The organism is Nocardioides sp. (genome assembly GCF_044226305.1).
Lineage (GTDB): Bacteria > Actinomycetota > Actinomycetes > Propionibacteriales > Nocardioidaceae > Nocardioides.
Map to the genome: position 1 here is coordinate 1 of NZ_JBGAHF010000018.1, position 26,334 is coordinate 26,334.

Annotated in this window: 20 protein-coding genes; 5 read left to right on the plus strand and 15 right to left on the minus strand. The window is 73.3% G+C overall.

Annotated features, from left to right (window positions below):
* Nucleotides 1-37: 37 nt before the first annotated feature.
* From ACILQ5_RS16870 to ACILQ5_RS16900, 7 genes are all read right to left on the minus strand, one after another.
* Nucleotides 38-3,217 carry a heterodisulfide reductase-related iron-sulfur binding cluster gene (locus ACILQ5_RS16870; protein WP_395659188.1) on the minus strand — a complete coding sequence of 1,060 codons (3,180 nt, stop codon included), beginning with the start codon at nucleotides 3,215-3,217 and terminating at the stop codon, nucleotides 38-40.
* A 126-nt stretch (nucleotides 3,218-3,343) separates the two neighbouring features.
* Nucleotides 3,344-5,758: a hypothetical protein gene (locus ACILQ5_RS16875; RefSeq protein WP_395659189.1), complete on the minus strand. Its 2,415-nt coding sequence runs from the start codon at nucleotides 5,756-5,758 to the stop codon at nucleotides 3,344-3,346.
* Between the two features lie 160 nt (nucleotides 5,759-5,918).
* Nucleotides 5,919-6,836, minus strand: coding sequence for a DMT family transporter (locus tag ACILQ5_RS16880; RefSeq protein WP_395659190.1), 918 nt, complete (start codon nucleotides 6,834-6,836; stop codon nucleotides 5,919-5,921).
* 183 nt (nucleotides 6,837-7,019) lie between these two features.
* Nucleotides 7,020-7,775: an IclR family transcriptional regulator gene (locus ACILQ5_RS16885; RefSeq protein WP_395659191.1), complete on the minus strand. Its 756-nt coding sequence runs from the start codon at nucleotides 7,773-7,775 to the stop codon at nucleotides 7,020-7,022.
* A gap of 50 nt (nucleotides 7,776-7,825) precedes the next feature.
* A complete protein-coding gene (locus tag ACILQ5_RS16890) occupies nucleotides 7,826-8,272 on the minus strand; it encodes a hypothetical protein (RefSeq protein ID WP_395659192.1) in 447 nt (148 codons plus the stop codon).
* Between the two features lie 62 nt (nucleotides 8,273-8,334).
* The gene (locus ACILQ5_RS16895; protein WP_395659193.1) at nucleotides 8,335-9,531 is read right to left on the minus strand and encodes an MFS transporter; all 1,197 of its coding nucleotides are present in this window, start codon (nucleotides 9,529-9,531) and stop codon (nucleotides 8,335-8,337) included.
* Between the two features lie 102 nt (nucleotides 9,532-9,633).
* Complete coding sequence (locus tag ACILQ5_RS16900; protein ID WP_395659194.1) at nucleotides 9,634-10,926, minus strand: choice-of-anchor P family protein; 1,293 nt, start codon at nucleotides 10,924-10,926, stop codon at nucleotides 9,634-9,636.
* Between the two features lie 200 nt (nucleotides 10,927-11,126).
* Between ACILQ5_RS16900 and hutH the strand changes: the two genes are divergently transcribed.
* Both hutH and hutU read left to right on the plus strand, forming a co-directional pair.
* Nucleotides 11,127-12,671 (plus strand): histidine ammonia-lyase, encoded by a 1,545-nt coding sequence (gene hutH / locus ACILQ5_RS16905; RefSeq protein WP_395659195.1) that lies wholly within the window; start codon nucleotides 11,127-11,129, stop codon nucleotides 12,669-12,671.
* Nucleotides 12,668-14,338, plus strand: coding sequence for a urocanate hydratase (gene hutU / locus ACILQ5_RS16910; protein ID WP_395659196.1), 1,671 nt, complete (start codon nucleotides 12,668-12,670; stop codon nucleotides 14,336-14,338). Before hutH ends, hutU begins: the two co-directional genes overlap by 4 nt.
* Nucleotides 14,339-14,602: 264 nt before the next feature.
* Here hutU and ACILQ5_RS16915 read toward each other — a convergent pair whose 3' ends face one another.
* Both ACILQ5_RS16915 and ACILQ5_RS16920 read right to left on the minus strand, forming a co-directional pair.
* Nucleotides 14,603-15,268 (minus strand): SDR family oxidoreductase, encoded by a 666-nt coding sequence (locus tag ACILQ5_RS16915; protein ID WP_395659197.1) that lies wholly within the window; start codon nucleotides 15,266-15,268, stop codon nucleotides 14,603-14,605.
* 64 nt (nucleotides 15,269-15,332) lie between these two features.
* Nucleotides 15,333-15,899, minus strand: coding sequence for a hypothetical protein (locus ACILQ5_RS16920; RefSeq protein ID WP_395659198.1), 567 nt, complete (start codon nucleotides 15,897-15,899; stop codon nucleotides 15,333-15,335).
* A gap of 44 nt (nucleotides 15,900-15,943) precedes the next feature.
* Here ACILQ5_RS16920 and ACILQ5_RS16925 point away from each other — a divergent pair, with 44 nt between their 5' ends.
* Together ACILQ5_RS16925 and ACILQ5_RS16930 are read left to right on the plus strand one after the other, a co-directional pair.
* Entirely contained in the window at nucleotides 15,944-17,026 is a 1,083-nt protein-coding gene (locus ACILQ5_RS16925) for a saccharopine dehydrogenase (RefSeq protein WP_395659199.1), read from the plus strand.
* 35 nt (nucleotides 17,027-17,061) lie between these two features.
* Nucleotides 17,062-18,072, plus strand: coding sequence for a M48 family metallopeptidase (locus ACILQ5_RS16930; RefSeq protein ID WP_395659200.1), 1,011 nt, complete (start codon nucleotides 17,062-17,064; stop codon nucleotides 18,070-18,072).
* Nucleotides 18,073-18,182: 110 nt separating this feature from the next.
* Here the strand turns inward: ACILQ5_RS16930 and ACILQ5_RS16935 are convergent, their stop codons facing one another.
* From ACILQ5_RS16935 to ACILQ5_RS16945, 3 genes are all read right to left on the minus strand, one after another.
* On the minus strand, nucleotides 18,183-18,326 hold the full coding sequence (locus ACILQ5_RS16935) for a hypothetical protein (protein ID WP_395659201.1): 144 nt from the start codon (nucleotides 18,324-18,326) through the stop codon (nucleotides 18,183-18,185).
* Between the two features lie 101 nt (nucleotides 18,327-18,427).
* On the minus strand, nucleotides 18,428-19,294 hold the full coding sequence (locus tag ACILQ5_RS16940) for an HpcH/HpaI aldolase/citrate lyase family protein (protein ID WP_395659202.1): 867 nt from the start codon (nucleotides 19,292-19,294) through the stop codon (nucleotides 18,428-18,430).
* Between the two features lies 1 nt (nucleotide 19,295).
* Complete coding sequence (locus ACILQ5_RS16945) at nucleotides 19,296-20,393, minus strand: HpcH/HpaI aldolase/citrate lyase family protein (protein ID WP_395659203.1); 1,098 nt, start codon at nucleotides 20,391-20,393, stop codon at nucleotides 19,296-19,298.
* Nucleotides 20,394-20,455: 62 nt separating this feature from the next.
* Between ACILQ5_RS16945 and ACILQ5_RS16950 the strand changes: the two genes are divergently transcribed.
* Complete coding sequence (locus ACILQ5_RS16950; protein ID WP_395659204.1) at nucleotides 20,456-22,834, plus strand: HAD-IC family P-type ATPase; 2,379 nt, start codon at nucleotides 20,456-20,458, stop codon at nucleotides 22,832-22,834.
* 58 nt (nucleotides 22,835-22,892) lie between these two features.
* Here the strand turns inward: ACILQ5_RS16950 and ACILQ5_RS16955 are convergent, their stop codons facing one another.
* The 3 genes from ACILQ5_RS16955 to ACILQ5_RS16965 form a co-directional block, all read right to left on the minus strand.
* Nucleotides 22,893-23,411, minus strand: a complete 519-nt coding sequence (locus tag ACILQ5_RS16955; RefSeq protein WP_395659205.1) for a DUF1992 domain-containing protein — start codon at nucleotides 23,409-23,411, stop codon at nucleotides 22,893-22,895.
* 99 nt (nucleotides 23,412-23,510) lie between these two features.
* Nucleotides 23,511-24,974: an MFS transporter gene (locus tag ACILQ5_RS16960; RefSeq protein ID WP_395659206.1), complete on the minus strand. Its 1,464-nt coding sequence runs from the start codon at nucleotides 24,972-24,974 to the stop codon at nucleotides 23,511-23,513.
* Nucleotides 24,971-26,305, minus strand: coding sequence for a M20/M25/M40 family metallo-hydrolase (locus ACILQ5_RS16965; protein WP_395659207.1), 1,335 nt, complete (start codon nucleotides 26,303-26,305; stop codon nucleotides 24,971-24,973). Before ACILQ5_RS16965 ends, ACILQ5_RS16960 begins: the two co-directional genes overlap by 4 nt.
* Nucleotides 26,306-26,334 lie beyond the last annotated feature (29 nt).

The window sequence follows — 26,334 nt, forward strand, 5'->3', positions numbered from 1 at the left end:
CTGAGGCACACGACCCGGTGGTCGTGCCTTGCGAGGCTCAGAGGTCGAAGAGCGACCCGGACTGGTTGATGTCGACGTCCGTCTTCGGCTGGTGGGCCGGGCCGTCGGACGTCGACGGCTTCTTCTCCTCGGGCTCCGCTGCCGCCTCCGGCTCGGGCGTCGGCTCCGCTGCCGCCTCCGGCTCGGGCGTCGGCTCCGCCGCTGCCTCGGGCTCGGGCTCGGCCGAGCCGTCGTCGCTCGCGGCGGCGGTGGCCGCCGCACTCAGCGCCGTCGGGTCCGGCTTGCTGTCATCGGCCGCACCCGTGGTCGGCTCCGGCTCCGGCTCGGGCTCCGCCTCGGCCTCCGTCGCAGCAGGAGTCGCGGCGGGTGCCGCGGCGGCCGGCTCGGGGGCGGCGATGTCGAACAGCGACCCGCCCGACCCCAGGTCGACCTGCGCGGCCGGCTCCGGCGCTGCCGGTGCCTCCGGCTCCTCGGCCGGTGCCGCAGCAGCGGGCTCGGCCGTCGGCTCCGGGGCCGGGCTCGGCTCGGGGGTGGCGATGTCGAACAGCGACCCGCCGGAGCCCAGGTCGGGCGCGGGCGCGGGCGCGGCCTTCGCCTCCGCCGCGGGTTCCGGCGTCGCCTCGGGCTCCGCCTGCGAGGCGGCCGGCGCCGGCTCGTCGGCGGCGATGTCGAACAGCGACCCGCCGGACGAGGGGGCCGGCTCGGCCTTCGCCTCGGGCTTCGGCTCGGGCGCGGCCGGCTCGGAGGCCGGCTCGGTGTCCCCGCCGAGGTCGAAGAGCGACCCGCCCGACGACGCGGGCTCGGCGGCCTGCGCCTCCTCGGCGACGGTCGTGTCCTCCGCAGCGGTCTCCGGCTCGGTGTCGGCCGGGGTGTCGAACAGCGAGGACCCACCGGAGGCCTGGGCCGCCGGGCCGACGTCCGCGGTCTCGGTGACCGTGTCCGCGGTCTGCGTCTCGTCGCCGGCCTCGGGCTCGGCCTTGGTCTCGGTGGACCGTGCGGCCGGCGCGGCGGCGCCGCCCGAGCCGGGGGCGTAGCGGGTCGCCATCTCACCCTTGACCGAGGCAAGCAGCATCTGCGCGACGTCGAGCACCTCGACCTCGGCGCGGGCCTCGCCCTTGTCCTGCTGGGCGGTGAGCCCGTCGGAGAGCATCACCCGGCAGAACGGGCAGCCGACCGCGATCTGGTCGGCGCCGGTGCCGACCGCCTCGACCGTGCGGTTGACGTTGATCCGCTCGCCGATGTTCTCCTCCATCCACATGCGGGCGCCACCGGCGCCGCAGCAGAAGGACCGCTCGGAGTTGCGCTCCATCTCGACGAACTCGGCGCCGGGGAGCACCTGGAGCAGCTCGCGCGGGGGCGTGTAGACGCCGTTGTGGCGGCCGATGTAGCAGGGGTCGTGGTAGGTGATCGACCGCTGGTGGGCGCCGGCCCCGTCGGCGACGGGGGTCAGCTTGCCCTCGCGGACGAGCCGGTTCAGCAGCTGGGTGTGGTGCACGACCTCCAGCTCGATCCCGAACTCCTTGTACTCGTTCTTGAGGGTGTTGAAGCAGTGGGCGCAGGTCGAGACGACCTTCTTGACCTTGTGCTCCTTGAACGTCTCGACGTTCTGCTGGGCGAGGCCCTGGAACACGAACTCGTTGCCGGCCCGGCGGGCGGAGTCACCGGTGCAGGTCTCGCCGTTGCCGAGCACGCCGAAGCTGACGCCGGCCATGTCGAGGAGCTCGGCGACCGCGCGGGTGGTCTTCTTCGCCCGGTCCTCGTACGCGCCGGCGCAGCCGACCCAGAACAGCCACTCGACCTCGTCGAGGGACTCGATGCTCTCCCCGACGACCTTCACCTCGAAGTCGAGGCCCTTCGCCCAGTCCATCCGGGCGTTGGGGGACATGTTCCACGGGTTGCCGTTGTTCTCGAGGCCGCGGAAGAGCTGGTTGAGCTCGCTGGGGAAGTTCGACTCCACGAGCACCTGGTAGCGGCGCATGTCGACGATGTGGTCGACGTGCTCGATGTCGACCGGGCACTGGTTGACGCACGCGCCGCAGGTGACGCAGGACCAGAGGACGTCGGGGTCGATGACGCCCGCGCCGTTCTCGGGCATGTAGAACCAGTCGTCACCGGTGTCGCCGACCAGCGGCCGCTCGACCTCCTTGGTGAGCGTGTCGCTGCCCTCGAGCAGCCCGGCGCGCTTGTCCTCGTCGGCGAGGAGGTACGGCGCCTTCGCGAACGACGCGTCGCGCAGCGCCATGATCATCAGCTTCGGCGACAGCGGCTTCTCGGTGTTCCACGCGGGGCACTGCGACTGGCAACGGCCGCACTCGGTGCAGGTCGCGAAGTCGAGGAGGCCCTTCCAGGTGAAGTCCTCGACGGCGCCGACCCCGAGCTTGGCGTCCTCGTCGAGGTCGTCGATGTCGTCGAGGGTGACCGGCTTGCCGTCGGAGATCAGCGGCTTCACGGCGCCCAGGGCGACCGGGCGTCGGGAGAAGAGCACGTTGATCGGCGCCACGAAGATGTGCAGGTGCTTGGAGTTCAGCACGAAGATGAGGAACACCAGCATCACGCCGATGTGCAGCAGCAGGCCGATGCCGATCAGCGCGGTGCTGTCGGGCAGGACCTGCCCGAGCCCGTACGAGACGAACGCGGCCTGGCCGTAGCCGCTCTCGCTCCCCGAGGCCTGGGCGCTGGCCTCGACCGCGCCGCGGAAGAGGAACATCGTCCAGAGGACGTTGAAGATCATGAACAGCGTGAAGTACGCCGGGCCGAGGTGCGAGCCGAAGAAGCGCGACTTGCGGCCCATCTGCTTCGGCTGGTTGCGCAGCCGGATGGCCCAGAACACCACCAGGCCGAGCAGGCACATGACGCCGATGAAGTCCTGCAGGAAGCCGAGCAGGGCCCAGTTGCCGAAGATGAACCAGTTCCACTCCGGGTCGCGCGACACCAGGACGGCGTAGGCCTCGACGTAGACCGTCGCGAGGATGAAGAAGGCCCACATGACGAAGAAGTGCGCCGTGCCGGGCACCGTCCACTTGAGCAGCTTGCGCTGGCCGAAGACCTCGACGAGCTCGGTCTTCACCGCCCGGCCCAGGCGTCCGGTGACGCCCTCCACCCGGTCCGGGGCGGGCTGACCGCCGCTGATGAGCCGGAAGAGGAACCAGACCCGCTTCCCGGCGATCGGGAGGGCGATCGCGGTCATCACGATCCCCAGGATCAGCACTGCAGTCACAAGGAGCTCCCTGTCGGAAGTTGGTGTCGGTGGCCGCTCGCGGCACGTTCAGCGAGCCTATTGCCGGAGGCGGGCGTCGTCAGTCCCGGCGAGGGTGTGAGAAGGATCCTACCGGTTGGTAACTTGTCAGCCGAGACGCAGGCCGAGGACCCGGCCGGCGGGTGAGAACCGCACCGTGACCATCACCTTCGGGTCGGCCGCGGTGCGCGCGCAGAAGGCATACGTCGAGCCCAGCCGCTCGTAGGGCTGGCCGACCGCCGTCATCACCTGCTTGGTCGTCATCCCGGTGCGCACCAGGCGCTGGACCACGCCGACCGGCTCGCGCAGGTCCGGGTTGCGGCAGGAGTCCGGGGCGATGCCCTCGGCCCGCTCCCACATCTGCAGGTAGGCCTCCGCGCCGCGCTCCATGTCGTCCTGGATCTTCGCGCCGTCGCCGGCCTGCTCCGACTCCGCGACCTTCGTGAGGTCCTGGATCCAGTCCGGGTAGAGGCCGTACTGCGCGACGCCGTCGGTGTTGATGTCGTAGACCCGCTCACCGGCGTGCTGCTGCTCGATCGTGACGCCGCCGAGCCCGCGGAACGGGTAGGTGACCGGGTCGGGCACGTCGGCGCCGCGGGGGTCGCCCTGGGCGCCGAGGCCGTTCATGTCGGCGCCGTAGCCGATGCCCCAGTAGTAGCGCGGGTCCGCCCACCCGACGTGCGCCTTCCACTTCTCGACGAAGCCGGTCGAGTCGCCGGCGTACGGCGCGATGAACCCGCCCTCCTCGTAGATCCGCGGGTAGGCGTCCGGCGTCGACCAGGAGTGGCTCGACAGCACGCCGTGGTAGCCCATCGCATCGATCTGGTCGAGCGCGGCGGTGCGGGCCTTGACGCTCATGTGGTCGGGGTCGAAGAGCATGTGCCGCTTCGCGAGACCCCGGATCGTGTACTCGCCGAGCGTGGTCAGCCCGCGGGCGTTGCAGTGGTGGGGCGGCCCGTAGACCGGGAGCGCCGCGTGCACGGTGCCGAAGAGCTCGCCGATCGCGCCGAAGAGGGCGTCCTGCTGCTCGGGCGAGATCTCCGGCGCGGCGACCTGGTCCTTGTCGTGGGACTCCCCGTCGGCGGGGTCGCAGTGCCGCATGTCCCAGAACGATCCGGTCTCGAGGAAGTTGGCCGCGTTGACCGCGACGCCGACCTCGCCGTTGTCGCCGGCGACGCCGGAGAGCGCGTTGTCGAACTTGTTGACCAGCTCCATCTGCCGCACCCCCAGGCGGTGCACCTCGTCGAGCTGGCGGTCGATGTCCTCGAGGTCGCACTGGGGCACGTCGAGCTTCATGGTGCAGCCGAACGGCACGCTGGTCTCGATGCCCATGACCACCGCCATCTTCCCGGCGTTGATCACCTTCCGGGCCTGCCACGGGTCGCGGACGATGCGGTAGAAGCCCTTGCCCGGGCCGCCGAACTGCGCGTCGATGTAGTCCTGCATCGCGTACATGTCGTGCGCCTGCAGGCGGATCGAGTCCATGTCGTCGCAGGAGTTGTGCTTGATCGGGTAGATCTTGCACAGCTGGTCGTTCTCGACCAGGAGGTTGACGAAGAGCCGCTGCCCGCCGCGCCAGGAGCGCTCGAGCCAGCGGTAGTAGGTGCCCTCGTGGGTCAGCGAGTCCGGTGCCGGCCAGTCCTTGAACGTCGGCCAGCCCACCGGGTCGTGGTGCGGCTGCCCGGAGAGCACGGACTCCAGCACCCCGCCGTACCCGCCGGTCGCGCTGTGGTCGGGGCAGTCCACGAGCGCGTACGGCGCGCCGTACTGGTCCCAGGGCTTGCCGCAGTGGGCGTCGCCGCCGAGGAACTCGAAGGCCATGCCGTGGGTGTGGGCGTCGACGTACCCGCGCACCTCCTGGAACGGGGTCACCCCGGCGTGCGGGCGTCCGCGGACGTCGATCTGGGACTCCGGGTACGCCGTGCAGCCGGTCGTCCGGGTCGGCCGGAAGACCCGGGCGCCGTCGACCACGAGGGTCCCGGTCGCGTTGCGGAACGAGTAGCGCCCGCTGCCCGCGCGGGAGATCCGCCACACGGTGTCGGCGCTCGGGGTGTCGGGCCGGTCGCCGCTCGCGACCACGAAGCGACGGTCGGCGTCGTAGAGGAGGTAGCTGCCGAGGTCGGTCGGCTTGAAGAACAGCGGCTCGCCGCCGGCGGTGAGGGTGTAGCAGCCGTTCCCGAGCGCGTAGCGGTCCTGCGGGTGCAGCCGGCGCTTCTCCATCACCGGCACCGAGGTGAGCGGGGGGTCGGGGAGCGCCCGCTCCTGCGCGACGTACCGGGCGGCGGCGGCCTTGTCGGCCGCGGTGGTCGGGTCGCGGGTGATGCCGCCGAGGTCGCCGGCCCGGGAGATCGCGTTCTTGTCGGTCGCGACGGAGGCGAGGGCGCGCTGGGCGAACGCGTAGCGCTGGCCGAGGCCGCCGGACCGCTGCCCGGCCGCACCGCCGAGGGAGATGGCGACCGCGACCACGGTGGCGGCGGCCAGCACCGTGCAGACGACCCGGCGGACGGGGGTTCGCTCGTTCACCTGGGACTCCTTCGCGACGGCTCTGCTGTCCAACGACCGGAGTCGGACGGGGTGATGCTTCCCCGCGGACGCGGGCCGTACGCCCGGTCCGGACCGGGTCACGACACGCCGGTCGCGCGGCTTGCTCGACCACCATCAGCGGGTCCGCTTCGCCTCCCCGCTAGCCCGGCGGGACGACCGGCCGGCGGCCGAGCCCGGCGACGGCGGCCAGGATCAGCACCCCGCCCACGACGCCGGCCGCCCCGAGCCGCTCGCCGAGGACGACCGCGGCGAGGACGGCGGCGGTCAGCGGCTCGAGCAGGGTGGCGATGACCGCGGAGCTGCCGGGGGCGGTGCGGAGGCCGGCGTAGAAGAGCAGGTAGGCGATCGCCATGGTCAGCACCCCGAGGTACACCAGCGTGCCGCTCACGACCGGGTCGGTGAGCGCCGGCCCGCCGACGCCGGTGACGAGCGCGAGGGGCGCCAGCGCGACCGCCCCGACCGCGGTGCTCGCGGTCGCGAGGCTGAGTGGTGGGGTGCTGCCGGCGATGGACCGCCCCACGAGCGTCGTCAGGGCGTACGCCGTGCCCGAGCCGATCGAGGCGAGCACGCCGAGGACGGGGTGGGGGCCGCCCGCCGACCCCGCGGAGGCGCTCACCAGGACCAGCCCGGCCAGGGCCGCGGCCAGCACCACCAGGTGCGTCGCATCGGGGCCCTTCCGGCGCTGGACGCTCTCGACGACGGTGACCACGACCGGGGCCAGGCCGAGGCTCACGACGGTCGACACGGTGACGCCGACCGCGACCACGCCGGCGAAGTAGAGCGCCTGGTACGCCGCGGTCGCGACCCCGACCGTGACCACCCGGGCCGGCCGGCGCCGGAGCAGCTCACGCAGGGCCCCGGTCTGCCGGAGGACTGCCACCACGACCAGCAGGAAGACCGCACCGATGAGCATCCGCCAGGCGCTGATCGTGACGACCGACAACGGCTCGGCGTCGCGGAGGACGCGCACCGCGAGGCCGCCGGTGCCCCAGAGGACGCCGGCGACACAGATCTGGGCGAGACCCAGCCGGGCGGACCCGGAGGGGGATGAGGGCATGAGGGTGCTCCTGGAGGCGGACCGACGGTGGGAGGTCGGGAGCACGCCGGGCCCAGCGAGCGGGCGGCGGCTCCGGTCAGGCGACCGGAGGCGGAAGGATGCCGAGCTGCGTCACGAGCGAGGTCACGGGCGAGGTCACGGGCGACATCGTGCCCGACCGTCGCCACCGGGTCGACCGGATTGTCACGATGTGGGCGCGCCCCCGATCCGGCGGCTGAGCCGGTCGGCGGTCGCGCGGACGGCCTCGGGCAGGGCCGCGGCGTCGGCGTGGTCGGGGTAGGTGACCGCGACCGCGGCGACCGGGTGCTCGTTGTGGTCGAGCACCGCGACCGCCACGCTGGCGAGCCCGGGCGTCACCTCGCCGTCCTCGACGGCGTACCCCCGCCGGCGGGTGTCGGACAGCAGGGCGCGCAGCTGGCTGGGGGTGCGCGGCCCCAGGCCGTGCCGGTCGACGAACTCCGCCGCTCCGGGGTAGAGCGCCCGCACCTGGCGTGCCGGCAGCCGGGCCAGCACGGCACGGCCGCTGGCGGTCAGGTGCGCGGGCAGCCGGACGCCGACGTCGGTCACCAGCGGCGGACGGCCCGGCGCCCGCTCCTCGATGACGTAGAGCACCTCCCGCCCGTGCAGGATCGCGAGGTGCGCCGACTGGCCGACGCGGTCGACGAGGTCGGCCAGCGGACGGCGCGCGATCCGCTGCAGCGGCTCCTGGCGGGCGTAGCCGCTGCCGATCTCGAAGGCCGCCGGGCCGAGCCCGAAGCGGTGCTCGTCGACCAGGTGCACGACGAAGCCCTCGGCCATCATCGCGTGCAGCAGGTGGTACGTCGTGCTGCGGGGCAGGTCGCACGCGCGCATGATCCGGTCGAGCGGGACCGGGTCGGGCTGACCCGCCAGGAACCGCAGCACCCGCAGCGCGCGGGTCGCTGCGGGCACCTGGCTCATGGAGCAGAGGCTAGGGCGACGCCGTCGAGGGCGTCGCCCCGGCCGCGGCCCTACGGCGTGTCGACGTGCCGTCCGGTGGTGCCGGGCTGCGCGGCGGTGGTGCCGGGCTCGGCCGCGGTGGTCCCGGGCTGCGCGGCGGTGGTGCCGGGCTGGTAGTCCGCGGACCGGTGGTCGACGTCCGGGTCGAGGGCGTCGGCCTCCCGGAGGGTGTCCTCCCGACGGGCCTCCTCGACCTGCATGCCCTGCCGCGCCTCCGCGGCGCGCTGCTCGGCGAGCTCGGCCTCCGCGCGGGCGGCCTCGGCACGTGCCTCGGCGGCCGCCGCGTCCTGACGGGCGGCGTCGACCTCCCCGGCGCGGGACTGGGCCTGGACGCGGAGCTGCTCGGCCTGCTGCCGGCGCTGCTCGTTGCGCCGCTTCGCGGACAGGTACGCCGCGACGGCGATGGCGATGACCACAAGGATCACGAGGACCACGATCACGGTGGTGCTGGTTGTCATTCGGACCTCCCTGGTTGAGTCCCCCACCCGGCGTCGTACCCCGACCGCACGGGCGGCACGCCTCAGGAGAGGGAGCGCTCCCGGCGGACCGGCACCAGCGGCGCGGCGAGCACGGGGAACGCCGCCGCGACGGCGAACGTCGCGGCGTACCCGAGGTGGGTCACCGTCAGTCCCGCCAGCGGCGGGACCACGGACGCGGTGAGGAACTGCGCGGTGTTCTGGACGCCGAGCGCCCGGCCGGACCAGAACGGCCCGGCCCGCTCGGCGACCGCGGTGAACGCCAGCCCGTTGTCGGCGACCGTGACCAGGGTGGCGACCACGACCAGCAGCACGGCGACCGCCAGGTCGAGCGCGGCCGCGAGGCCGAGGAACGCGAGGGTGCCGGCCGCGGCCAGCGCCACCCAGCGCAGCGGCCGCATCCGGCTGCCGACCACGTCGGAGAGGTGCCCGACCGCGATCCGGCCGAGCGCGCCCGCGACCTGGGCGACCGCGACGACGGCGCCCGCCGCGGCCGGCGCCCAGCCGCGGTCCTGCACCAGCCAGACCAGGGAGAACGTCCACACGAGGAACTGGGGCACCACAAGGAGCACCGAGACCGCGTGGATCCGGGCCAGGTAGGAGTCCTGGCGGTAGGGGTTGGCGGCGCTCTCGGCGTCGCGGTGCTGGGGACGCGGCGGGTCCACCACGACGGCCAGGACGACGACCGCGGCCAGGGCGCACGTGATCGTGGGGACCACGAGCGCGGCCGGGACGCCGCTGGTCGCGGCGATCGCGGCGATCGAGACCGCGGCGATCCCGACACCGACCGGCTGGGCCATCTGCCGGACGCCCATCGCCAGCCCCCGCCGCTCGGGCGGGAACCAGCCGACGACCACCCGCCCGCTGGCGGCGTTCGTGCTCGCCGCAGCGGCGCCGGCGAGGAAGAGCGCGGCGGCGAGCGCCGCCGTACCGCCGGCCAGGACGGAGGCGAGCCCGGCGACCGTGGTGCCGGCCAGGCCGGTGAGCAGCACGAACCGCTCGCCGCGACGGTCGGTGACCGCGCCCCAGGCGACGAGGGTCAGCATCACGCCGACGGTCGGCGCGGCCGCCACCAGGCCCGCGCGCGGCAGGCTCATGCCCTGGGCGTGCAGGGCCGGGATCAGGAACGCCGGTCCGTGGACCATGACCGCGGTGGCCGCCTGGGCCAGCGTGCTCGCCGCCAGCATCGCCCAGCGGCGTGCGGCGCCGACCGTGGGCGTCGGGGCGAGGGTCGAGGTCACCCGGCCCAGTCAACGCCCTCGCGTGCTCCGGACGCCGACGCGTCTCGGGTGGTGGCCGGTGAGACCGGACACCACCCGAGGCGGGATGCGTGCGTCAGGCGCTCAGTGCCGGATGGAGGTCTTGGCCACCCCGAGGTCGATGACCGCGCCGCTGCCGTCGAGCAGCGTGATCTGCAGTGCGATGACCTTCAGGCCGCCGGGGATCTTCGAGACGACCTTCGGGTCGAGCTTGGCGACACCCGGGATCTCGAGGGTCTGGTCGAGCGGGAGCTCCTGCGGCTCGCCGTTCGCCGTGATCGAGCCGATCCTGGTGCCGGCGGTGCTGCGCACCAGGCCGCCGCCGGCCTTGCGGACCACCGTCGCCTTGCCGACGACCGCGTCGATCACCAGCGCGCCGTCGCCGAGGTCGAGCCCGGCGATCGAGCCCTGCTCCCACGCCTTGCTGTGGTCGGCGTACCGCTTGGCCCACTCCTTGGAGCTGACCGCCTCGGCGTGGAGGCCGCCTCCCAGGTTCACGTCGGCGTCGTCCTTGCCGAGGGTCTTGCCGTTGGTGCCCTGGCACGGCATCAGCGAGACCGGGTTGCGGCCGCTGACGAGCACGCCGCCGAGGATCTCGGCCTCGGTGCCGGCGGAGTAGCCGCCGAACCGGCCGTGCTTGACGCCGGAGAGCGCCTGCGCCTTGCTGCGCGAGACGTAGAGCTCGGTCTCGGAGGGGATGACCTTGACCCGCAGGGCGACGCCCCAGGCGGTGGCGCCCGTGCTGTTCGAGCGGTCGTGGGACTCGCCCACGGAGATCCGGGCGAGGCCCGGGATCTCGACGGGCTGTCCCGGCGTCGGGATGTCGAGCACCTGCGGGTCGCCGACCGGCGGGGTGAACACGATCTTGCCGACGCTCGAGGTGGTCTTGGAGTGGAAGCCGCTGGCGTCGTGCCAGGCGTGCGAGAGCGACGTGACGGCGCGGATGCTGACGCTGCCGAGCGGCGAGTCGGCCAGCACGACCTCGGCGGTGGTGCTGCGGGCGTAGGAGTGCATGGCGCCGCCGGACTTGGTCGCCCACACGCGGGTGGTGACGCCGGAGACGGTGCCGGCGCTCGGCAGGTTCGCCTCGGCGACCTCGTTGTGGTGCGAGACGCCGGGAACGGTCGAGCAGCCGATGACCGAGAAGGCGGTCATGCCGGAGCCGGCCGGGACCTGGCCGCCGGTGAGGCGGGTGCCGTAGGCGCCGGCCTTGAGGGCGATGTCGGAGCCGCCGGCCTGCGCTCGCGGCGCGGGCGCCGTCGTCGCCGACGCGGCGGGCAGGACGGTGGTGGTCACGAGCGCCGCTCCGAGGAGCGCCGCCAGTGCGGGCGCGACCCGCGATCGGGTGGCGGCTCGGCTGGACGTACGTCGGTTCATCTGGTCCCTCTCCCAATGGTGTGGTGGCGCCTCCCACGAGTCCCCGGCACCACTCCTGGCAGGCGAATGCCCAGGCCTGTCCACGGTCAAACGCGCGGCGTGAGCAGGGGTTATGCCCCCGGGGAGGATGTCTCGGATCTCGGACAGCGAGGTCGCTGGTGGTCTGGTCGGGTCCGGCGGGCGCGGCGAGGATGGCGGACATGGAATCCGTGGTGGTCGGGACCGGGCCCGTGACGTTCGAGGAGCTGCTGGCGGTGGCCCGCGACGGCGCACCCGTGGTGCTGGGCGAGGACGCCCGCGCCGCCGTCGTGCGGGCCCGGGAGGTGGTCGAGGAGCTCGCCGCCGGCGAGCGGCCGACCTACGGCGTCTCCACCGGGTTCGGTGCGCTGGCGACCCGGCACATCCCCACCGAGCTGCGCGCCCAGCTGCAGCGCTCGCTGGTCCGCTCGCACGCGGCCGGGTCCGGGCCCGAGGTCGAGCGCGAGGTCGTGCGCGCGCTGATGCTGCTGCGGCTCTCGACGCTGGCGACCGGCCACACCGGCGTACGGCCGGAGACCGCGGAGCTGCTGGCCGGGCTCCTCGCCCACGGCATCACGCCGGTGGTGCGCGAGTACGGCTCGCTCGGCTGCTCCGGCGACCTCGCGCCGCTCGCGCACTGCGCGCTCGCGCTGATGGGCGAGGGCGAGGTGCGCGACGCCGAGGGGACGCTCCGGCCGGCCGCCGACGCGCTGGCCGCCGCCGGCCTCGTCCCGGTCGAGCTGGCCGCCAAGGAGGGCCTGGCCCTGATCAACGGCACCGACGGCATGCTCGGGATGCTCGTCCTCGCGATCGAGGACCTGCGGATGCTGCTGCGCACCGCCGACGTCGCGGCCGCGATGTCGGTCGAGGCCCAGCTCGGGACGGACCGGGTCTTCGCGCCCGAGCTCCAGGCCCTGCGCCCGCACCCGGGGCAGGCGGCCTCCGCGGCCAACCTGGTCGCGCTGCTCGACGGCTCCGGCGTCGTGGCCTCGCACCGCGGCCCGGACTGCAACCGGGTGCAGGACGCCTACTCGCTGCGCTGCTCGCCCCAGGTGCACGGTGCGGCCCGCGACACCGTCGAGCACGCCGCGACCGTCGCCGGCCGCGAGCTCGCGGCGGCCGTCGACAACCCGGTGGTGCTCCCGGCCGAGGGACGGCTCGAGAGCAACGGCAACTTCCACGGCGCCCCCGTGGCCTACGTGCTCGACTTCCTCGCGATCGTCGCCGCCGACGTGGCCTCGATCAGCGAGCGGCGGACCGACCGCTTCCTCGACAAGGCCCGCAACCACGGGCTGCCGCCGTTCCTCGCCGACGACCCGGGGGTGGACAGCGGGCACATGATCGCCCAGTACACGCAGGCCGCCGTCGTCTCCGAGATGAAGCGGCTCGCGGTGCCGGCGTCGGTCGACTCGATCCCCTCGAGCGCGATGCAGGAGGACCACGTCTCGATGGGGTGGTCGGCCGCGCGCAAGCTGCGCCGGGCCGTCGACGGCCTCACCCGGGTGGTCGCGATCGAGGTGCTCACCGCCGCGCGAGCGCTGGACCTCCGCGCCCCCCTCGAGCCGTCCCCCGCGACCGGCGCCGTCGTCGCGCTGCTGCGCTCCTCCGGCGTCGCGGGCCCCGGACCCGACCGCTACCTCTCGCCCGAGATCGAGGCCGCCGTCGGCCTGGTCGCGTCGGGCGCCGTCCTGTCCGCCGCCGAGTCCGTGATCGGAGCACTTCGATGACCAGCCAGCCCACCAACCCCCGTCTGCCGATCCACGCCGCGCACGGCACCGACCTGACCGCCCGGTCCTGGCAGACCGAGGCGCCGCTGCGGATGCTGATGAACAACCTCGACCCCGAGGTCGCCGAGCGCCCCGAGGACCTCGTCGTGTACGGCGGCACCGGGCGTGCGGCCCGCTCGTGGGAGGCCTACGACGCCCTGGTGCGCACGCTCCGGACGCTGGGCGACGACGAGACGATGCTCGTGCAGTCCGGCAAGCCGGTCGGCGTGATGCGGACCCACGAGTGGGCGCCACGGGTGCTGATCGCGAACTCCAACCTGGTCGGCGACTGGGCCAACTGGGAGGAGTTCCGCCGGCTCGAGGACCTCGGCCTCACGATGTACGGCCAGATGACCGCCGGCTCGTGGATCTACATCGGCACCCAGGGGATCCTCCAGGGCACCTTCGAGACCTTCGCCGCGGTCGCGGACAAGCGGTTCGGCGGCACGCTCGCCGGGACGATCACGCTGACGGCCGGCCTCGGCGGCATGGGTGGCGCGCAGCCGCTGGCCGTCACGATGAACGACGGCGTGGCGATCTGCATCGAGTGCGACGAGTCCCGGATCCAGCGCCGTATCGAGCACCGCTACCTCGACGTCGAGGCGACCTCCCTGGAGGAGGCCGTGACCATGGCGGTCGCCGCCCGCGACGAGCGCCGGCCGCTCTCGATCGGCGTGCTGGGCAACGCGGCGGAGATGGTCCCCGCGCTGCTCGAGATGGGTGCCCCGATCGACATCGTGACCGACCAGACCTCCGCGCACGACCCGCTGGCCTACCTGCCGATCGGCGTGCCGTTCGAGGAGTGGGAGCAGCGTCGTACCGCCGACCCTGCCGGGTTCACCAAGGAGGCGCAGGCCTCGATGGCCGTGCACGTGCGGGCGATGGTGGAGTTCCAGGACCGCGGCGCCGAGGTCTTCGACTACGGCAACTCGATCCGCGACGAGGCCCGCAAGGGCGGCTACGAGCGCGCCTTCGAGTTCCCCGGCTTCGTGCCGGCCTACATCCGGCCGCTGTTCTGCGAGGGCAAGGGCCCGTTCCGGTGGGCCGCCCTGTCCGGTGACCCGGCCGACATCGCGGCGACCGACCGGGCGATCCTCGAGCTGTTCCCCGAGAACGAGCGGCTGCGGAAGTGGATCACGATGGCCGGCGAGCGGGTGCACTTCCAGGGCCTGCCCGCGCGGATCTGCTGGCTCGGGTACGGCGAGCGGCACCTGGCCGGCCTCATGTTCAACGAGATGGTGGCGAGCGGCGAGCTGAAGGCGCCCATCGTCATCGGGCGCGACCACCTCGACTGCGGGTCGGTCGCGTCGCCGTACCGCGAGACCGAGTCGATGCTCGACGGCTCCGACGCGATCGCCGACTGGGCGATCCTCAACGCGCTCGTCAACACGGCGTCCGGCGCCACCTGGGTGTCGTTCCACCACGGCGGCGGCGTCGGCATGGGCCGGTCGCTGCACGCCGGCCAGGTCTGCGTCGCCGACGGCACCGCCCTGGCCGCCGAGAAGATCGAGCGGGTGCTCACCAACGACCCGGGCATGGGCGTCATCCGGCACGTCGACGCCGGCTACGACCGGGCCGTCGAGGTCGCCCACGAGCGCGGCGTGCGGGTCCCGATGTCCGAGGGCTGAGGGGGCTGAGGATCGGTGTCGGCGGGTTGCGGGTCGTCTCGGGGGTCGGTGTCGTCGAGTTGCGGGTCGTCTCGGGTTGCGGCCGACACCGCTCAGGTCGGCGGCGGTGGCGGTAACGGTGGCGGTGGCGGTGGGCGGTGGCGGTTCACCATGGGACCCAGGTGAACCTGCACTTCCCATGCCGTGCCCGCCGTGGGAAGTGAGGGTTCACCGACAGACCATGGTGAAACTGTGGCGGCGACCCACGAGCCGGCCACGGGGTCGTCAGAAGCGCGCTGAGAAGCCGCCGTCGACGTGCAGCAGCTGTCCCGACACCCAGCGGCCGGGCTCGGAGACGAGGAACGCGACGACGCCGGCGATGTCCGAGGGCTCGCCGATGCGCCCGCGCGGCTGGCGGTCCCGGACCGCGCCTCGGACGTCGTCGTCCATCCACCCGGTGTCGACCGGGCCGGGGTTCACGGCGTTGGCGGAGATCCCGGCCGGGCCGAGCTCGCGGGCCGCGGCGATCACGATCCGGTCGAGGGCGCCCTTGGAGGCGCCGTACGGGACGTTGCCCGTGGTGCCGTCGCTCGTGAGCGCGACGATCGCCCCGCCGTCGGGCGGGACCTGGCGGGCGAAGGCCGCGATCAGGAGCAGGCTCGCGCGGGCGTTGACGGCGACGTGCTGGTCGAAGCCGGTCGCCGTCGTGTCGAGGATCCCGGTCGGCTCGTCGTGGGCGTGGCTGAGGACCAGGGCGCTGATCGCGCCGCGGTCCCGGACGACCGCGTCCACCAGGGCCTGCGGGCCCTCGGGGGTCGCCAGGTCGCACGGGTAGTCGACGTCCGCCAGGTCGCTGGTCGCCACGTCCCAGCCGTCCGCGACCAGGCGCGGCGCGATGCCCGCCGCGATGCTGTTGGCGCGGCCGGCTCCGGTGACCAGGGCGAGCGGCATGCGCGAACACTAGTGCGGCCGGGGGCGCCGCCCCGGGCGAGGAGCCCGACGGGAGACGCCGACGTCAGCGAGTTCCCTCGGTCCTGCGCTCGAGAGTCGTCCGCGCCAGGACGACCATGCACAGCGCGCTCGCGACCCACACCAGGATCCGCGCCAGGTCCAGGGCGGGGTCGAGGCCGAACCGGTGGTCCCACCTGGGGAGCCAGACCATCTCGACGGCCGCGCCGACCGGGACGGCCAGCCGCGCGAGGAGTCCCCAGAGCCCGGGCCGGCGGGCGCTCGCGCCCACGATGCCGAGGACCGAGCCGACCACGATGCTGGCGACGAACCAGACGCGCATCTCGTACCAGTACGACGTCATGGACTCTCCGCGGACCACCGAGTCCGTGGCGTAGTACGCCCCTGTCGTCGCCAGGAGGGCAAGCGGCCCGGCGACGGCTCCGCGTCCTCGGGTCCCCGTCCACCACCCGGCGGCGACCGCGACCGACGCCCACAGCCATCCCGAGTTCAGGAGGTAGCCGGCGAACCGCGCCGTCGGGAGACCGACAGCGTTCACGGCCGACGCGGACACGCCGACGGCGACCCCGAACGCAGACACCTCGACGAACCCGAACCCGAACCGCGCTCCCACGGGCCAGAGCCTAGGGGCACGGCCGACGATGGCATCCTGAGCCCATGCAGCCCGTCCACGTGTGGATCCGGTCCGAGTCCCGAGGCACCGAACGACGAGCGCCCGTCGTGCCCGCCGACGTCCCGATGTTGCTGGACGCCGGCTTCGAGGTGACGGTCGAGGAGTCGCCGCAACGCATCTTCGACATCGAGGAGTACGCCGCGGCCGGGGCGTCCGTCGCGGGCGAGGGCACCTGGATCGACGCGCCCCACGACGCCTACGTCCTCGGCATCAAGGAGCTCCCGGACGAGCCGGCGTCGCTGCGCCACCAGCACATCTACTTCGCCCACGCGTTCAAGGGCCAGGAGGACGCCCGGCGCACCCTGGAGCGGTTCCACCGCGGCGGCGGCCGGTTGTTCGACATCGAGTACCTCACCGACACCGACGGCAAGCGCGTCGTCGCGTTCGGCTACTGGGCCGGCTACGTCGGTGCCGCGCTCGGTGTGCTGCACCTGGCCGGGCGGTTGGTCGCGCCGCTCGCCCCGATGGCCAAGCACGAGCTGGACGGGGAGCTGGAGCACGCGGGCAAGAACGGCGCCGACCTGCTGCTGGGGCTGGTGACCGGGGCTCGTGGGCGGTCCGGTCGCGGAGCCCAGCGGGCCCTGGTGACCGCCAGCGTGCCGATCACCCGGTGGGACCGCCAGGAGACCCGGGACCTGCACAAGCAGGCACTCCTCGGCCACGACCTGCTGGTCAACTGCGTGGTCACGCACACCCCGACCCCGCCGTTCGTGGAGCAGGCCGACCTCGAGCACGAGCGGCGGCTGCGGGTGCTCGCGGACGTGACGTGCGACGTCACCGGCCCCACCAACATGCTCCCGGTGAACACCGAGATCACCACGTGGCAGGAGCCGGTCCGGCACCTGCACGACGGCTCCGCGGAGCACGGCACCGCGCCGCTGGAGGTCATCGCCATCGACAACCTGCCCTCGCTGCTCCCGCGCGAGGCCAGCGAGGGGTTCAGCGCCGACCTGACCCCGCACCTGCTGGGGCTGGCGGAGGAGGGCGGCCCCTCGGGGCCGTGGCGGGCGGCCGGCCGGGCCTTCGACCAGGCGGTCGAGGAGCTCGAGGCGGGGAACGGCTCCTAGCCCCGGCGACCCACGGCCCGTGAAACAGTGACCGCGTGACGACCCCGCCGGCTCGGTCCCGTGCCACGCTCACCGACATCAGCTCCCGCGCGTGGGAGCACCCGGCGGACCGCGGCGCCCTGGTGGCGCTGCGCAAGCTCAAGGGCTTCGACACGCTGCTCAAGGCGCTGTCGGGGCTCTTCAACGAGCGTGCGGTGCGCCTGGTGTTCCTCGGCTCCGCGGTGCGCGCCGACGAGCGCCAGTTCAGCCGGCTGCACCGGCTGCTCGGCGAGGTCGGCCGGACCCTCGACGCGCCGGAGCTGCCCGAGCTCTACGTGATCACCAACCCGGTGCCGGGCGCGCTGACGATCGGCATGAACAAGCCGTTCATCGTGCTCAACTCCGGCCTGGTCGACCTGCTCGACGAGGACGAGCTGCGCTTCGTGATCGGCCACGAGCTGGGCCACGCGATGAGCGGCCACGCGCTGTACCAGACCCTGCTGCAGCGGATGATCGTGCTCAGCGGGGTCCTGGCCGCCGTACCCGGCGGCACCCTGGGCCTCCGCGCGATCATGGCCGCCCTCTACGAGTGGTCGCGCAAGGCCGAGCTCTCCGCCGACCGCGCCGGACTGCTGGCCACCCAGGACCCGGCGACCGCGACCCGCGTCCACCTGCAGCTGGCCAGCGGCGGCCACCTCGAGGACCTCGACGCGACGTCGTTCTTCGCGCAGGGCCAGGAGTACGACGACTCCGACCTGCGCGACTCGGTGCTCAAGCTGCTCCTCATCGAGAACCGGTCGCACCCGTTCCTCGTCGTCCGCGCGACCGAGCTGCGTCGCTGGGTGGACTCGGGTGACTACACCGCGATCCTGTCCGGCGACTATCCGCGGCGCCAGGACGACGCCACCGCGAAGGTCTCCGACGCGGCGGCGGAGGCGGCGCGCAGCTACACGGTGACCTTCCAGCAGAGCCAGGACGCGCTCGGCAAGCTCGTCCACGACGTGGCGGGCGTGCTCGGCAGCGTCAAGGTCTGGCTCGACGAGCAGCTGCGCCGCGGACGCGACTGATCCTGCTGCCGGACGACGGACGGCCGCCGGTACGGCGTCCCGAGGACGGTCCGTGCCGGCGGCCGTGCGGTCGCGCGGTGTGCGAGGTCGAGCCCCGCGGCCGGGGGTGGCTAGTACACCCTGCGCCGGGTGCCGCCCAGCGGCACCAGGTTCAGGATCAGGCCGACGACCAGCAGGATCGCCCCGATGGTGGTGAGCACCGGGATGCTCGCCACCAGGCCGATGATCAGCAGGATCAGTCCGAGAATCACCATGGTTGTTCTTCCTCCCTCATAAGCCCCCGCTCGTGGGCGTGCGTACCCCGTGCGGTGGGCGCCGCAAACCTCGGCCCGCGGCGGAGGGAGAGGACCGGCGGTCAGCCGCCCAGCGCGGCGACCGCCTCGGCGATGGCGAGCGTGCGGCGCGCCGACTCGACGTGCAGGTTCTCGACCATCCGACCGTTGTAGGTGACGACCCCGGAGCCCTGACCGGCCTCGAACGCCGCGATCAGGCCGCGGGCGTCCTCGATCGCCTGCTCGCTCGGGGCGAAGGCCTCGTTGGCGCCCTCGACCTGACCCGGGTGGATCAGGGTCTTGCCGTCGAAGCCCATCTCGCGACCCTGCCGGCACTCCGCGAGGAAGCCGTCGAGGTCCTTCACGTCGTTGTAGACGCCGTCGAGGATCGCGATGCCCGCGGCGCGGGCGGCGAGCAGGGCGGTGTGCAGGCTGGGCAGGATCGGCGCGCGGCCAGGAACGTGCTCGGCGTAGAGCTCCTTGACCAGGTCGTTGGTGCCCATCACGAACGCGCTCAGCCGCTCCGAGGAGCGCGCGATCGCCAGCGCGTCGAGGATCGCGACCGGGGTCTCGATCATCGCCCACAGCGTGGTGTGGTCCGGGGCTCCGTGCCGCTCGAGGGCGTCGACGAGCTGCGCGACCTCGGCGGCGCTGCCGACCTTGGGGACCACGACGGCGGCCGGTCCCGCCTGGGCGGCCGCCTCGAGGTCGGCGTCGTGCCACTCGGTGCCGATCCCGTTGACCCGGATCGTGACGGTACGGCGGCCGTACTCGCCGCTCGCGGCCGCGGCGCAGGCCGCGTCGCGGGCGGCCGGCTTCGCGTCGGGCGCGACGGCGTCCTCGAGGTCGAGAATCAGGGCGTCGCACGCGATGCCCTTGGCCTTCTCGAGCGCCCGCTCGTTCGAGCTCGGCATGTAGAGGACGCTGCGCAACGGGGTGAAGTCGCTCATCTCAGGCGACCTCGATCGCGTCGTAGGCCGCCTTGAGCTCGGGATCGATCGCCGCGAGCTGCTCGGCGAGCTCCACCATCACCAGGCACTGCTTCAGCGAGGCGTCGTCCTCCATCTTGCCGTCGAGCATCACCGCGCCGGTGCCGTCACCCATCGCCGCCACCACGCGCCGCGCGTGCGCGACGTCCTCGACGCTCGGGCTGAAGACCTTGTTCGCGATCGCGATCTGCTTCGGGTGCAGGCTCCACGTGCCGACGCAGCCGAGCAGGAACGCGTTGCGGAACTGGTCCTCGCACGCGACGACGTCGCTGATGTCACCGAACGGGCCGTAGTAGGGGTAGATGCCGTGCATCGCGCAGGCGTCGACCATCCGGGCGATCGTGTAGTGCCACAGGTCCTGCTGGTACGTCGCGCGGCTGGCCTCGAGGTTGGCGATCCCGCCCTCGCGCGGCGGGTCCTCCCGGACCAGGTAGCCGGGGTGGCCGCCGCCGACCCGGGTGGTCTTCATCCGCCGGTCGGCGGCCAGGTCGGCCGGGCCGAGCGAGAGGCCCTGCATGCGCGGACTGGCGCCGCAGATCTCCTCGACGTTCGCGACACCGCGCGCGGTCTCGAGGATCGCGTGCACCAGGATTGGGCGGTCCAGGCCGGCCTTCGCCTCGAGCTGCGCGAGCAGCCGGTCGACGTAGTGGATGTCCTCGGCGCCCTGGACCTTCGGCACCATGACGACGTCGAGCCGGTCGCCGATCGCCGGGACCAGCGTGGTCAGGTCGTCGAGCGCCCACGGGCTGTCGAGGGAGTTGACCCGCGTCCACAGCTGGGTGGAGGCTCCCGGCCCGCCGAGCCCGTCGGTCTCCTGCGTGATCCTCACCAGACCCTCACGCGCGGCGACCTTGTTGTCGGCCTTGATGGCGTCCTCGAGGTTGCCGAGCAGCACGTCGACGGTGCCGACCATGTCGGGGATCTTCGCCGCCATCTTGGGGTTGCTCGGGTCGAAGAAGTGGATCGCGCGGCTGGGCCGGGCCCGGATCTCGGTCACCGGCGTCGGCGCACCCACGGCCAGGGGTCGGAAGAAGTCCTTGGGGCTACGTGATCCGCTCATGCGGCGGAACGTAGCAGCGGATCGGCGCCCGCCGATATGACCGATCTGACACAGTGTCGGGCGTGGAGGTTCCGCGGGGACTGTCCTCGGGGGAGGTCGAGGCGCGTCGCGCCCGCGGGCAGACGAACGCGACCGACGACCGCTCGTCCCGCTCGCTGGGGACCATCGTCCGGACCAACGTGTTCACGCGTTTCAACGCGATCCTCGGGGCCCTGTTCGCCCTGATCCTGGTCACCGGGTCCTTCGCCGACGGCCTCTTCGGCCTGGTGCTGGTCGTCAACTCCGCGATCGGGATCACGCAGGAGTACCTCGCCAAGCGGAAGCTCGACCGGCTGGCCCTGATGCACGCCCCGACGAGCCGGGTGGTCCGCGACGAGCGCCTGGTCACCGTGCGGACGGCCGAGGTCGTCCTCGACGACCTGGTCGAGCTGCGGACCGGGGACCAGGTGCCGGCCGACGGCGCCCTGGTGGTGGTCGACGGGCTCGAGGTCGACGAGTCCAACCTGACCGGCGAGGCCGACGCGGTGGCGAAGGTCGTGGGCGACGAGGTGCGGTCGGGCACGGCCGTGGTCGCCGGGACCGGGCGGTTCGTGGCGGCGGCGGTCGGGCCGTCGGCGTACGCGAACCGGATCGCGTCCGAGGCCCGGGTGTTCACCCGGACCAGGTCCGAGATCCAGGACTCGGTCAACCGGCTGCTGAAGTACATCACCTGGGTCATCGTCATCGCGCTGCCGCTGCAGCTGTGGTCGCAGGCGCGCGTCGTCGGCGACCAGGGCTGGCAGCAGGTCGTCATCCGGTCGACCGGCGGCCTGGTCGGGCTGGTGCCCGAGGGCCTGGTGCTGCTGACCTCGGTCGCGTTCCTGCTGGCGGCCGTCTCCCTGACGCGGCAGCAGGTCCTGGTGCAGGAGCTGCCGGCGGTGGAGGGGCTGGCCCGGGTCGACGTGGTCTGCCTGGACAAGACCGGCACGCTGACGACCGGCGAGATCGCCTACGAGCGGTGCGAGCCGACCGGCGACCTCGACGCGGCCGCGCTGGACGAGGCGCTGGGCGCGTTCGCCGACGACCCGGCCGCCAACAGCACCCTGCTGGCGGTGGGCTCGGCACTGCCGGGTCCGCCCGGGTGGCAGCGGACGTCGACCACGCCGTTCAGCTCGGCTCGCAAGTGGAGCGCGGCGGCCTTCGAGGGGCGGGGGACCTACGTCCTCGGGGCGCCGGAGCTGCTCATTCCCGACGGCGACCCGCTGCGCGCCCGCGTCGCCGAGCTGGCGGAGAGCGGCCGGCGGGTGCTGGCCCTCCTCCACGGCTCGGCGCCCGCGACCGACGCGCTCCCGGCCGACGCCCGCTGCGTGGCCCTGGTGACGCTGACCGAGCAGGTGCGGCCGGACGCGGCCGAGACGCTGCGCTACTTCGCCGAGCAGGGCGTGGCGATCAAGGTGATCTCGGGCGACAACCCGACGACGGTCGCCGCCATCGCCCGCCGCGTCGGCCTGGAGGTCACGCCGGCCGCGGTGGTGGACGCGCGCGGCATCGGCACCGATCCGGCCGAGCTCCGCGAGGTCGTCGAGCGGGCCGCTGTGCTGGGGCGGGTGACCCCGGAGCAGAAGCGTGCCCTCGTGCAGGCGCTCCAGCGCGGGGGGCACGTGGTCGCGATGACCGGTGACGGGGTCAACGACGCGCTCGCGCTCAAGGACGCCGACATCGGGGTGGCGATGGGCAACGGTGCCCAGGCCACCAAGGCGGTCGCCCAGCTGGTGCTGCTCGACGGGCGCTTCTCCCACCTCCCGAACGTCCTGGCCGAGGGGCGTCGGGTCATCGGGAACGTCGAGCGGGTCGCCAACCTCTTCGTCGCGAAGAACGTGATGAGCCTGATCGCGATCGTGACGGCGGCGGTCTTCACATTGCCGTTCCCGTTCCTGCCCCGGCACCTGACGCTGGTCTCGGCGACGACGATCGGGATCCCGGCCTTCTTCCTGGCGCTCGGGCCGAACCGGCGCCGCTACGTCCCGGGCTTCCTGGACCGCGTGCTCCGCTTCGCCGTGCCGGCCGGTGCCGTGTCGGGGTTCGCCGTCGTCGCGTCGTACCTGCTGGCGCGCTGGTTCTTCCACGAGCCGTCGGCGCGCTCGTGCGTCGCCGTGGGCGCGGACGAGCTCCCTGCGTGCTGGGAGCCGTCGACCGGCGCGACGATCACCCTGCTGGTGACGGCGTTCTGGATCCTCGCGGTCCTGGCCCGGCCGTTCCGGCCCTGGAAGACGGCGCTGGTCGCCTCGTGCGTCGGGCTGGCCGCGCTCGCGTTCGTGGTCCCGGCCGCCCGGGAGTTCTTCCACTTCTCTGCCTCGCCGCAGGTCGTCCTGCTGTCGCTGGGCGTCGGCGCGGTCGGCGCCGCCGCGGTCGAGGTCGTCTACCGCACCACCCCGGGGATGCAGGAGGCGGCCGGGACCTGAGGGGGTCGGGCCGCGAGATTCGTCGGCCGGCCGACGAAACTCGCCGGGCCGCGCCTGCCTACCCCCGCCGGCGCCACCAGCGACGTCGGCGCGGCGGGGCCGGGTCGGCCGGCGGCGTACGACGGGCGTCGCGTCGCTCCCGCCAGGCCGCGACGGTCGCGTCCACGTCGCGGGGCATGGTCACCAGCGGCGGGCCGGGCGAGAGCGAGTAGCGGGCGTGGATGACCCGGGCGTTGAAGTCCTCGACGTGCGCCCGCACCTCCCGCTCGGAGTGCAGGCGGTCGAGGGTCTCCTCCATCGCGGCGTCCTCCTTGCGGAGCGAGACGCTCGGCGGCAGCACGGTGATCCGCTCGCGCTCGACGAGCTTCTTCAGCCACCAGTCCGGGTCGTGCTGCGGGCCGAGCCCCTCGATCGGCTTGCCCGCCCCGGGCAGGTCGTCGAAGTCACCGCGCTCCATCGCCTGCCGGATCTGCAGGTCGACCCACGTGTGCTGGTGCTCCATCCGCGCCCGGGCAGCCGCACGCTCGGCCTTCCGACGCTGCTCAGGGCTGTCGGGCTCGTCGGGCTTCTCGGACATGCGCGCTCACCTCCGGGCCGACCACGGTAGTCCCTGACACAAACGCCCCGTTCGCCCTCGATCGGGGGCGGAAACGTCAGGGACTATCCCGACGTCGGGCTACACGACGACCGGGACCTCCGGCTCCTCGGCGACGTGGCGGGGCAGCATCAGCAGCGACGCGGCGGCCAGCAGGGCAGCGACGGCGCAGACGGCCCAGACGGTCATGTAGCCCGCGAGGGGCGCGTGCCCCTCGGTCGGGTCGTCGAGCGACCCGGTGGCCGACAGTGCGATCGCGAAGATCGCCGAGGCGATCGCGCCGCCGACGGTCTTGGTCGCGTTGGTCATGCCGGTGGCGAAGCTGGTGCGGTCGCCGGGGGCCGCGGCCGCGGCCGTCGCGGGCAGCGCGGCGACCAGCGCCCCGGAGCCGAGGCCGGCGACGGCCATGTTGAGGAGCGCCTGCCAGGTCTGGTCGTGGAAGAGCAGCCACATGCCGTAGCCGACCGCGACCAGGACGGCGGAGGCCACCAGCGCGAGCCGCGGCCCCAGCAGCCGCGTGGTCAGCGGCAACGTGAACGCGCCGATCGCCAGGAAGATCACGTAGACGCCGATCAGCGTGGAGACGAACCCGGCCGACGCCCCCAGGCCGTAGCCGGCGACCTCGGGGTCGGTCCGGGCGAACGTCGAGAGCGGGATCTGCGCGCCCAGCACCGACATGCCGAAGAGGAACGCCGTCAGCTGCACCGGCCACTGACCGGGCGCCCGCATCAGCCGGATGTCGACGAGCGGCTCGTCGTGGCGGAGCTCGTAGCGGGTGAACGGCACGAGTGCCGCGACGCCGAGCACGACCAGTCCCCAGGCCAGCAGGCTGCCGGCGCCCTGGAGACGGATCGCGATCAGTCCGCCCATCACCAGGCCCAGGCAGAGCGTCAGCATCGCCAGGCCGCCGAGGTCGAGGCGGCCGGACGAGGTGCCGGGCACGCTCTCGATCCCGAACCAGATCACGAAGAAGACGATCGTGACGACGATCGCCGGCAGCATCAGCAGCACCGTCATCGACGTCGCGGTGACCAGCGCGCCGCTGGTGACCGCACCGATGATCACGGCGAGCTCGAGCGCGCCGACGAGGACGGCCGCGCCACGACGGGTGAGCAGGTTCTGGCGGCCGGTGTCGGCGGTGCGCCGGTAGATGATCGCGACCTCGATCGGCAGCCACACGACGTACGCGCCCTGGAGCGCGGCGCCGACGAGGAACACCCCGAACGACGGCGCCAGTGCGAGCACCCACGACCCGAGCGCGGTGACCGCGGTCGAGAGCAGCAGGATCTTCTTGTGGCCGACGATGTCGCCGAGTCGCGCGAGTGGGGCGATGACGATCGCGGAGACGATCAGCTGCGAGGCCTCGAACCAGTTGACGTCGGCGTCGGCGATGTCGAGGTGGTCGGCGATGTCGCTGAAGATCGGCGTGTAGTAGCCCTGCAGGATGCCGCTGGCGATCTCCACGCAGACCAGGAAGCCGACGATCGCGAACAGGCTGTGCACGTGCGACCGGGCGGTCGCCTGGGTGCTCCCGGGAGTGCTCATCGGGGGATCCTCTCGATCAGGCGCCGGTACCAGCGCACGCCGTCGACGAAGGCGTCGACCCCGAGGTGCTCGTCGTAGGAGTGGATCGACTCGCGCTGTGCCTTGGACATCCGGAACGGCGCGAACCGGTAGACCCGCGGACAGATCCGGGTGAAGAACCGCGAGTCGGTGGCCGCCATCATCACGTACGGCGCGGGCACGGCGTCGGGGAACACCTCGGCGATCGTCGACTCGATGAGCTCGAAGGCGTCGTCCCTCGGCGAGATCGGGCTCGGCTCGTTCTGCTCGACGACCGTGACCTGCACCTGGTCGTCGTCGATGGTCCTCCGCACGTGCTCGAGCACCGAGGCGACGGTGTCGCCGACCATGATCCGGATGTTCACGCCGGCGGTCGCGGTGCTGGCGATGACGTTGAGCGCGGGGGAGCCCGCCAGCGTCGTGACCGCGAACGTCGTGCGCGTCATCGCCGCGGGCTCGGGCCCGGCGGCGACCAGGACCCGGGTGAGCAGCGGCCGCAGCCGGGCGGCCCGCGCGAGCACCGGGCGGAGGGCGGCGTTGGCGTGCGGCGCCATCCGGGTCAGCAGCTCCACGGTCGGCTCGGGGACCGACGCCGACATCTGGTGCCGGTCCAGGCGGGTGATCGCGCGGGCGATCCGGGCCGTCGGGCCGTTGCGGGCCGGGGTCGAGGCGTGCCCGCCCCGCCCGTCGACGCGCAGCTCGAGCGAGGTGACCCCCTTCTCGGTGACGCCCACGACGCCGATCGGGGCGGCCACGCCGGGGAACGCCTCGGCGGCGATCGCGCCGCCCTCGTCGACCACGAACCAGGGCCGCACCCCACGCCGCTCGAGCTCCTCGACGGCCAGCACGGCCGCGGCCCCCGAGACCTCCTCGTTGCAGCCGAAGGACAGCCACACGTCCTGGGCGGGGACGAAGTCGTCGCCGAGCAGCGTCTCGACCGCCTCGCAGATCGCGACCAGGGGTCCCTTGTCGTCGAGGGTGCCGCGGCCCCAGACGGCCCCGTCGTGGATCTCGGCGCCGAACGGCGGGTGCTGCCAGGGGGCGTCCTCCTCGACCGGGACGACGTCGAGGTGGGCCATCAGCACGACCGGCCGCTGCGTCGGTCCAGGGGCGGTCGCGCTGGTCCAGTGGAACAGCAGGCCGTGGGTGTCGACCCGGGTCAGCTCGAGCCGTTCGTGCAGCAGTGGGAACTGCCGCTGCAGCTCGGCGAGGAACAGGTCGAAGGCGCTGCTGTCGACCCGGCTCCAGTCGCGGTGGGAGACGGTCGGGATCCGCACCAGGGCCTGCAGCTTCGCCACGGACGGATCGGTCACGCACGCACCCTAGGCCACCTGCGGGACCG

What these genes read in the sequence shown, in the direction of transcription:
- ACILQ5_RS16880 (WP_395659190.1), bottom strand. Translation starts at nt 6,836, where the DNA reads ATGCCCTCATCCCCCTCCGGGTCCGCCCGGCTGGGTCTCGCCCAGATC.
- ACILQ5_RS16885 (WP_395659191.1), bottom strand. Translation starts at nt 7,775, where the DNA reads ATGAGCCAGGTGCCCGCAGCGACCCGCGCGCTGCGGGTGCTGCGGTTC.
- ACILQ5_RS16890 (WP_395659192.1), bottom strand. Translation starts at nt 8,272, where the DNA reads ATGACAACCAGCACCACCGTGATCGTGGTCCTCGTGATCCTTGTGGTC.
- ACILQ5_RS16900 (WP_395659194.1), bottom strand. Translation starts at nt 10,926, where the DNA reads ATGAACCGACGTACGTCCAGCCGAGCCGCCACCCGATCGCGGGTCGCG.
- hutH (WP_395659195.1), top strand. Translation starts at nt 11,127, where the DNA reads ATGGAATCCGTGGTGGTCGGGACCGGGCCCGTGACGTTCGAGGAGCTG.
- hutU (WP_395659196.1), top strand. Translation starts at nt 12,668, where the DNA reads ATGACCAGCCAGCCCACCAACCCCCGTCTGCCGATCCACGCCGCGCAC.
- ACILQ5_RS16915 (WP_395659197.1), bottom strand. Translation starts at nt 15,268, where the DNA reads ATGCCGCTCGCCCTGGTCACCGGAGCCGGCCGCGCCAACAGCATCGCG.
- ACILQ5_RS16925 (WP_395659199.1), top strand. Translation starts at nt 15,944, where the DNA reads ATGCAGCCCGTCCACGTGTGGATCCGGTCCGAGTCCCGAGGCACCGAA.
- ACILQ5_RS16935 (WP_395659201.1), bottom strand. Translation starts at nt 18,326, where the DNA reads ATGGTGATTCTCGGACTGATCCTGCTGATCATCGGCCTGGTGGCGAGC.
- ACILQ5_RS16940 (WP_395659202.1), bottom strand. Translation starts at nt 19,294, where the DNA reads ATGAGCGACTTCACCCCGTTGCGCAGCGTCCTCTACATGCCGAGCTCG.
- ACILQ5_RS16945 (WP_395659203.1), bottom strand. Translation starts at nt 20,393, where the DNA reads ATGAGCGGATCACGTAGCCCCAAGGACTTCTTCCGACCCCTGGCCGTG.
- ACILQ5_RS16955 (WP_395659205.1), bottom strand. Translation starts at nt 23,411, where the DNA reads ATGTCCGAGAAGCCCGACGAGCCCGACAGCCCTGAGCAGCGTCGGAAG.
- ACILQ5_RS16960 (WP_395659206.1), bottom strand. Translation starts at nt 24,974, where the DNA reads ATGAGCACTCCCGGGAGCACCCAGGCGACCGCCCGGTCGCACGTGCAC.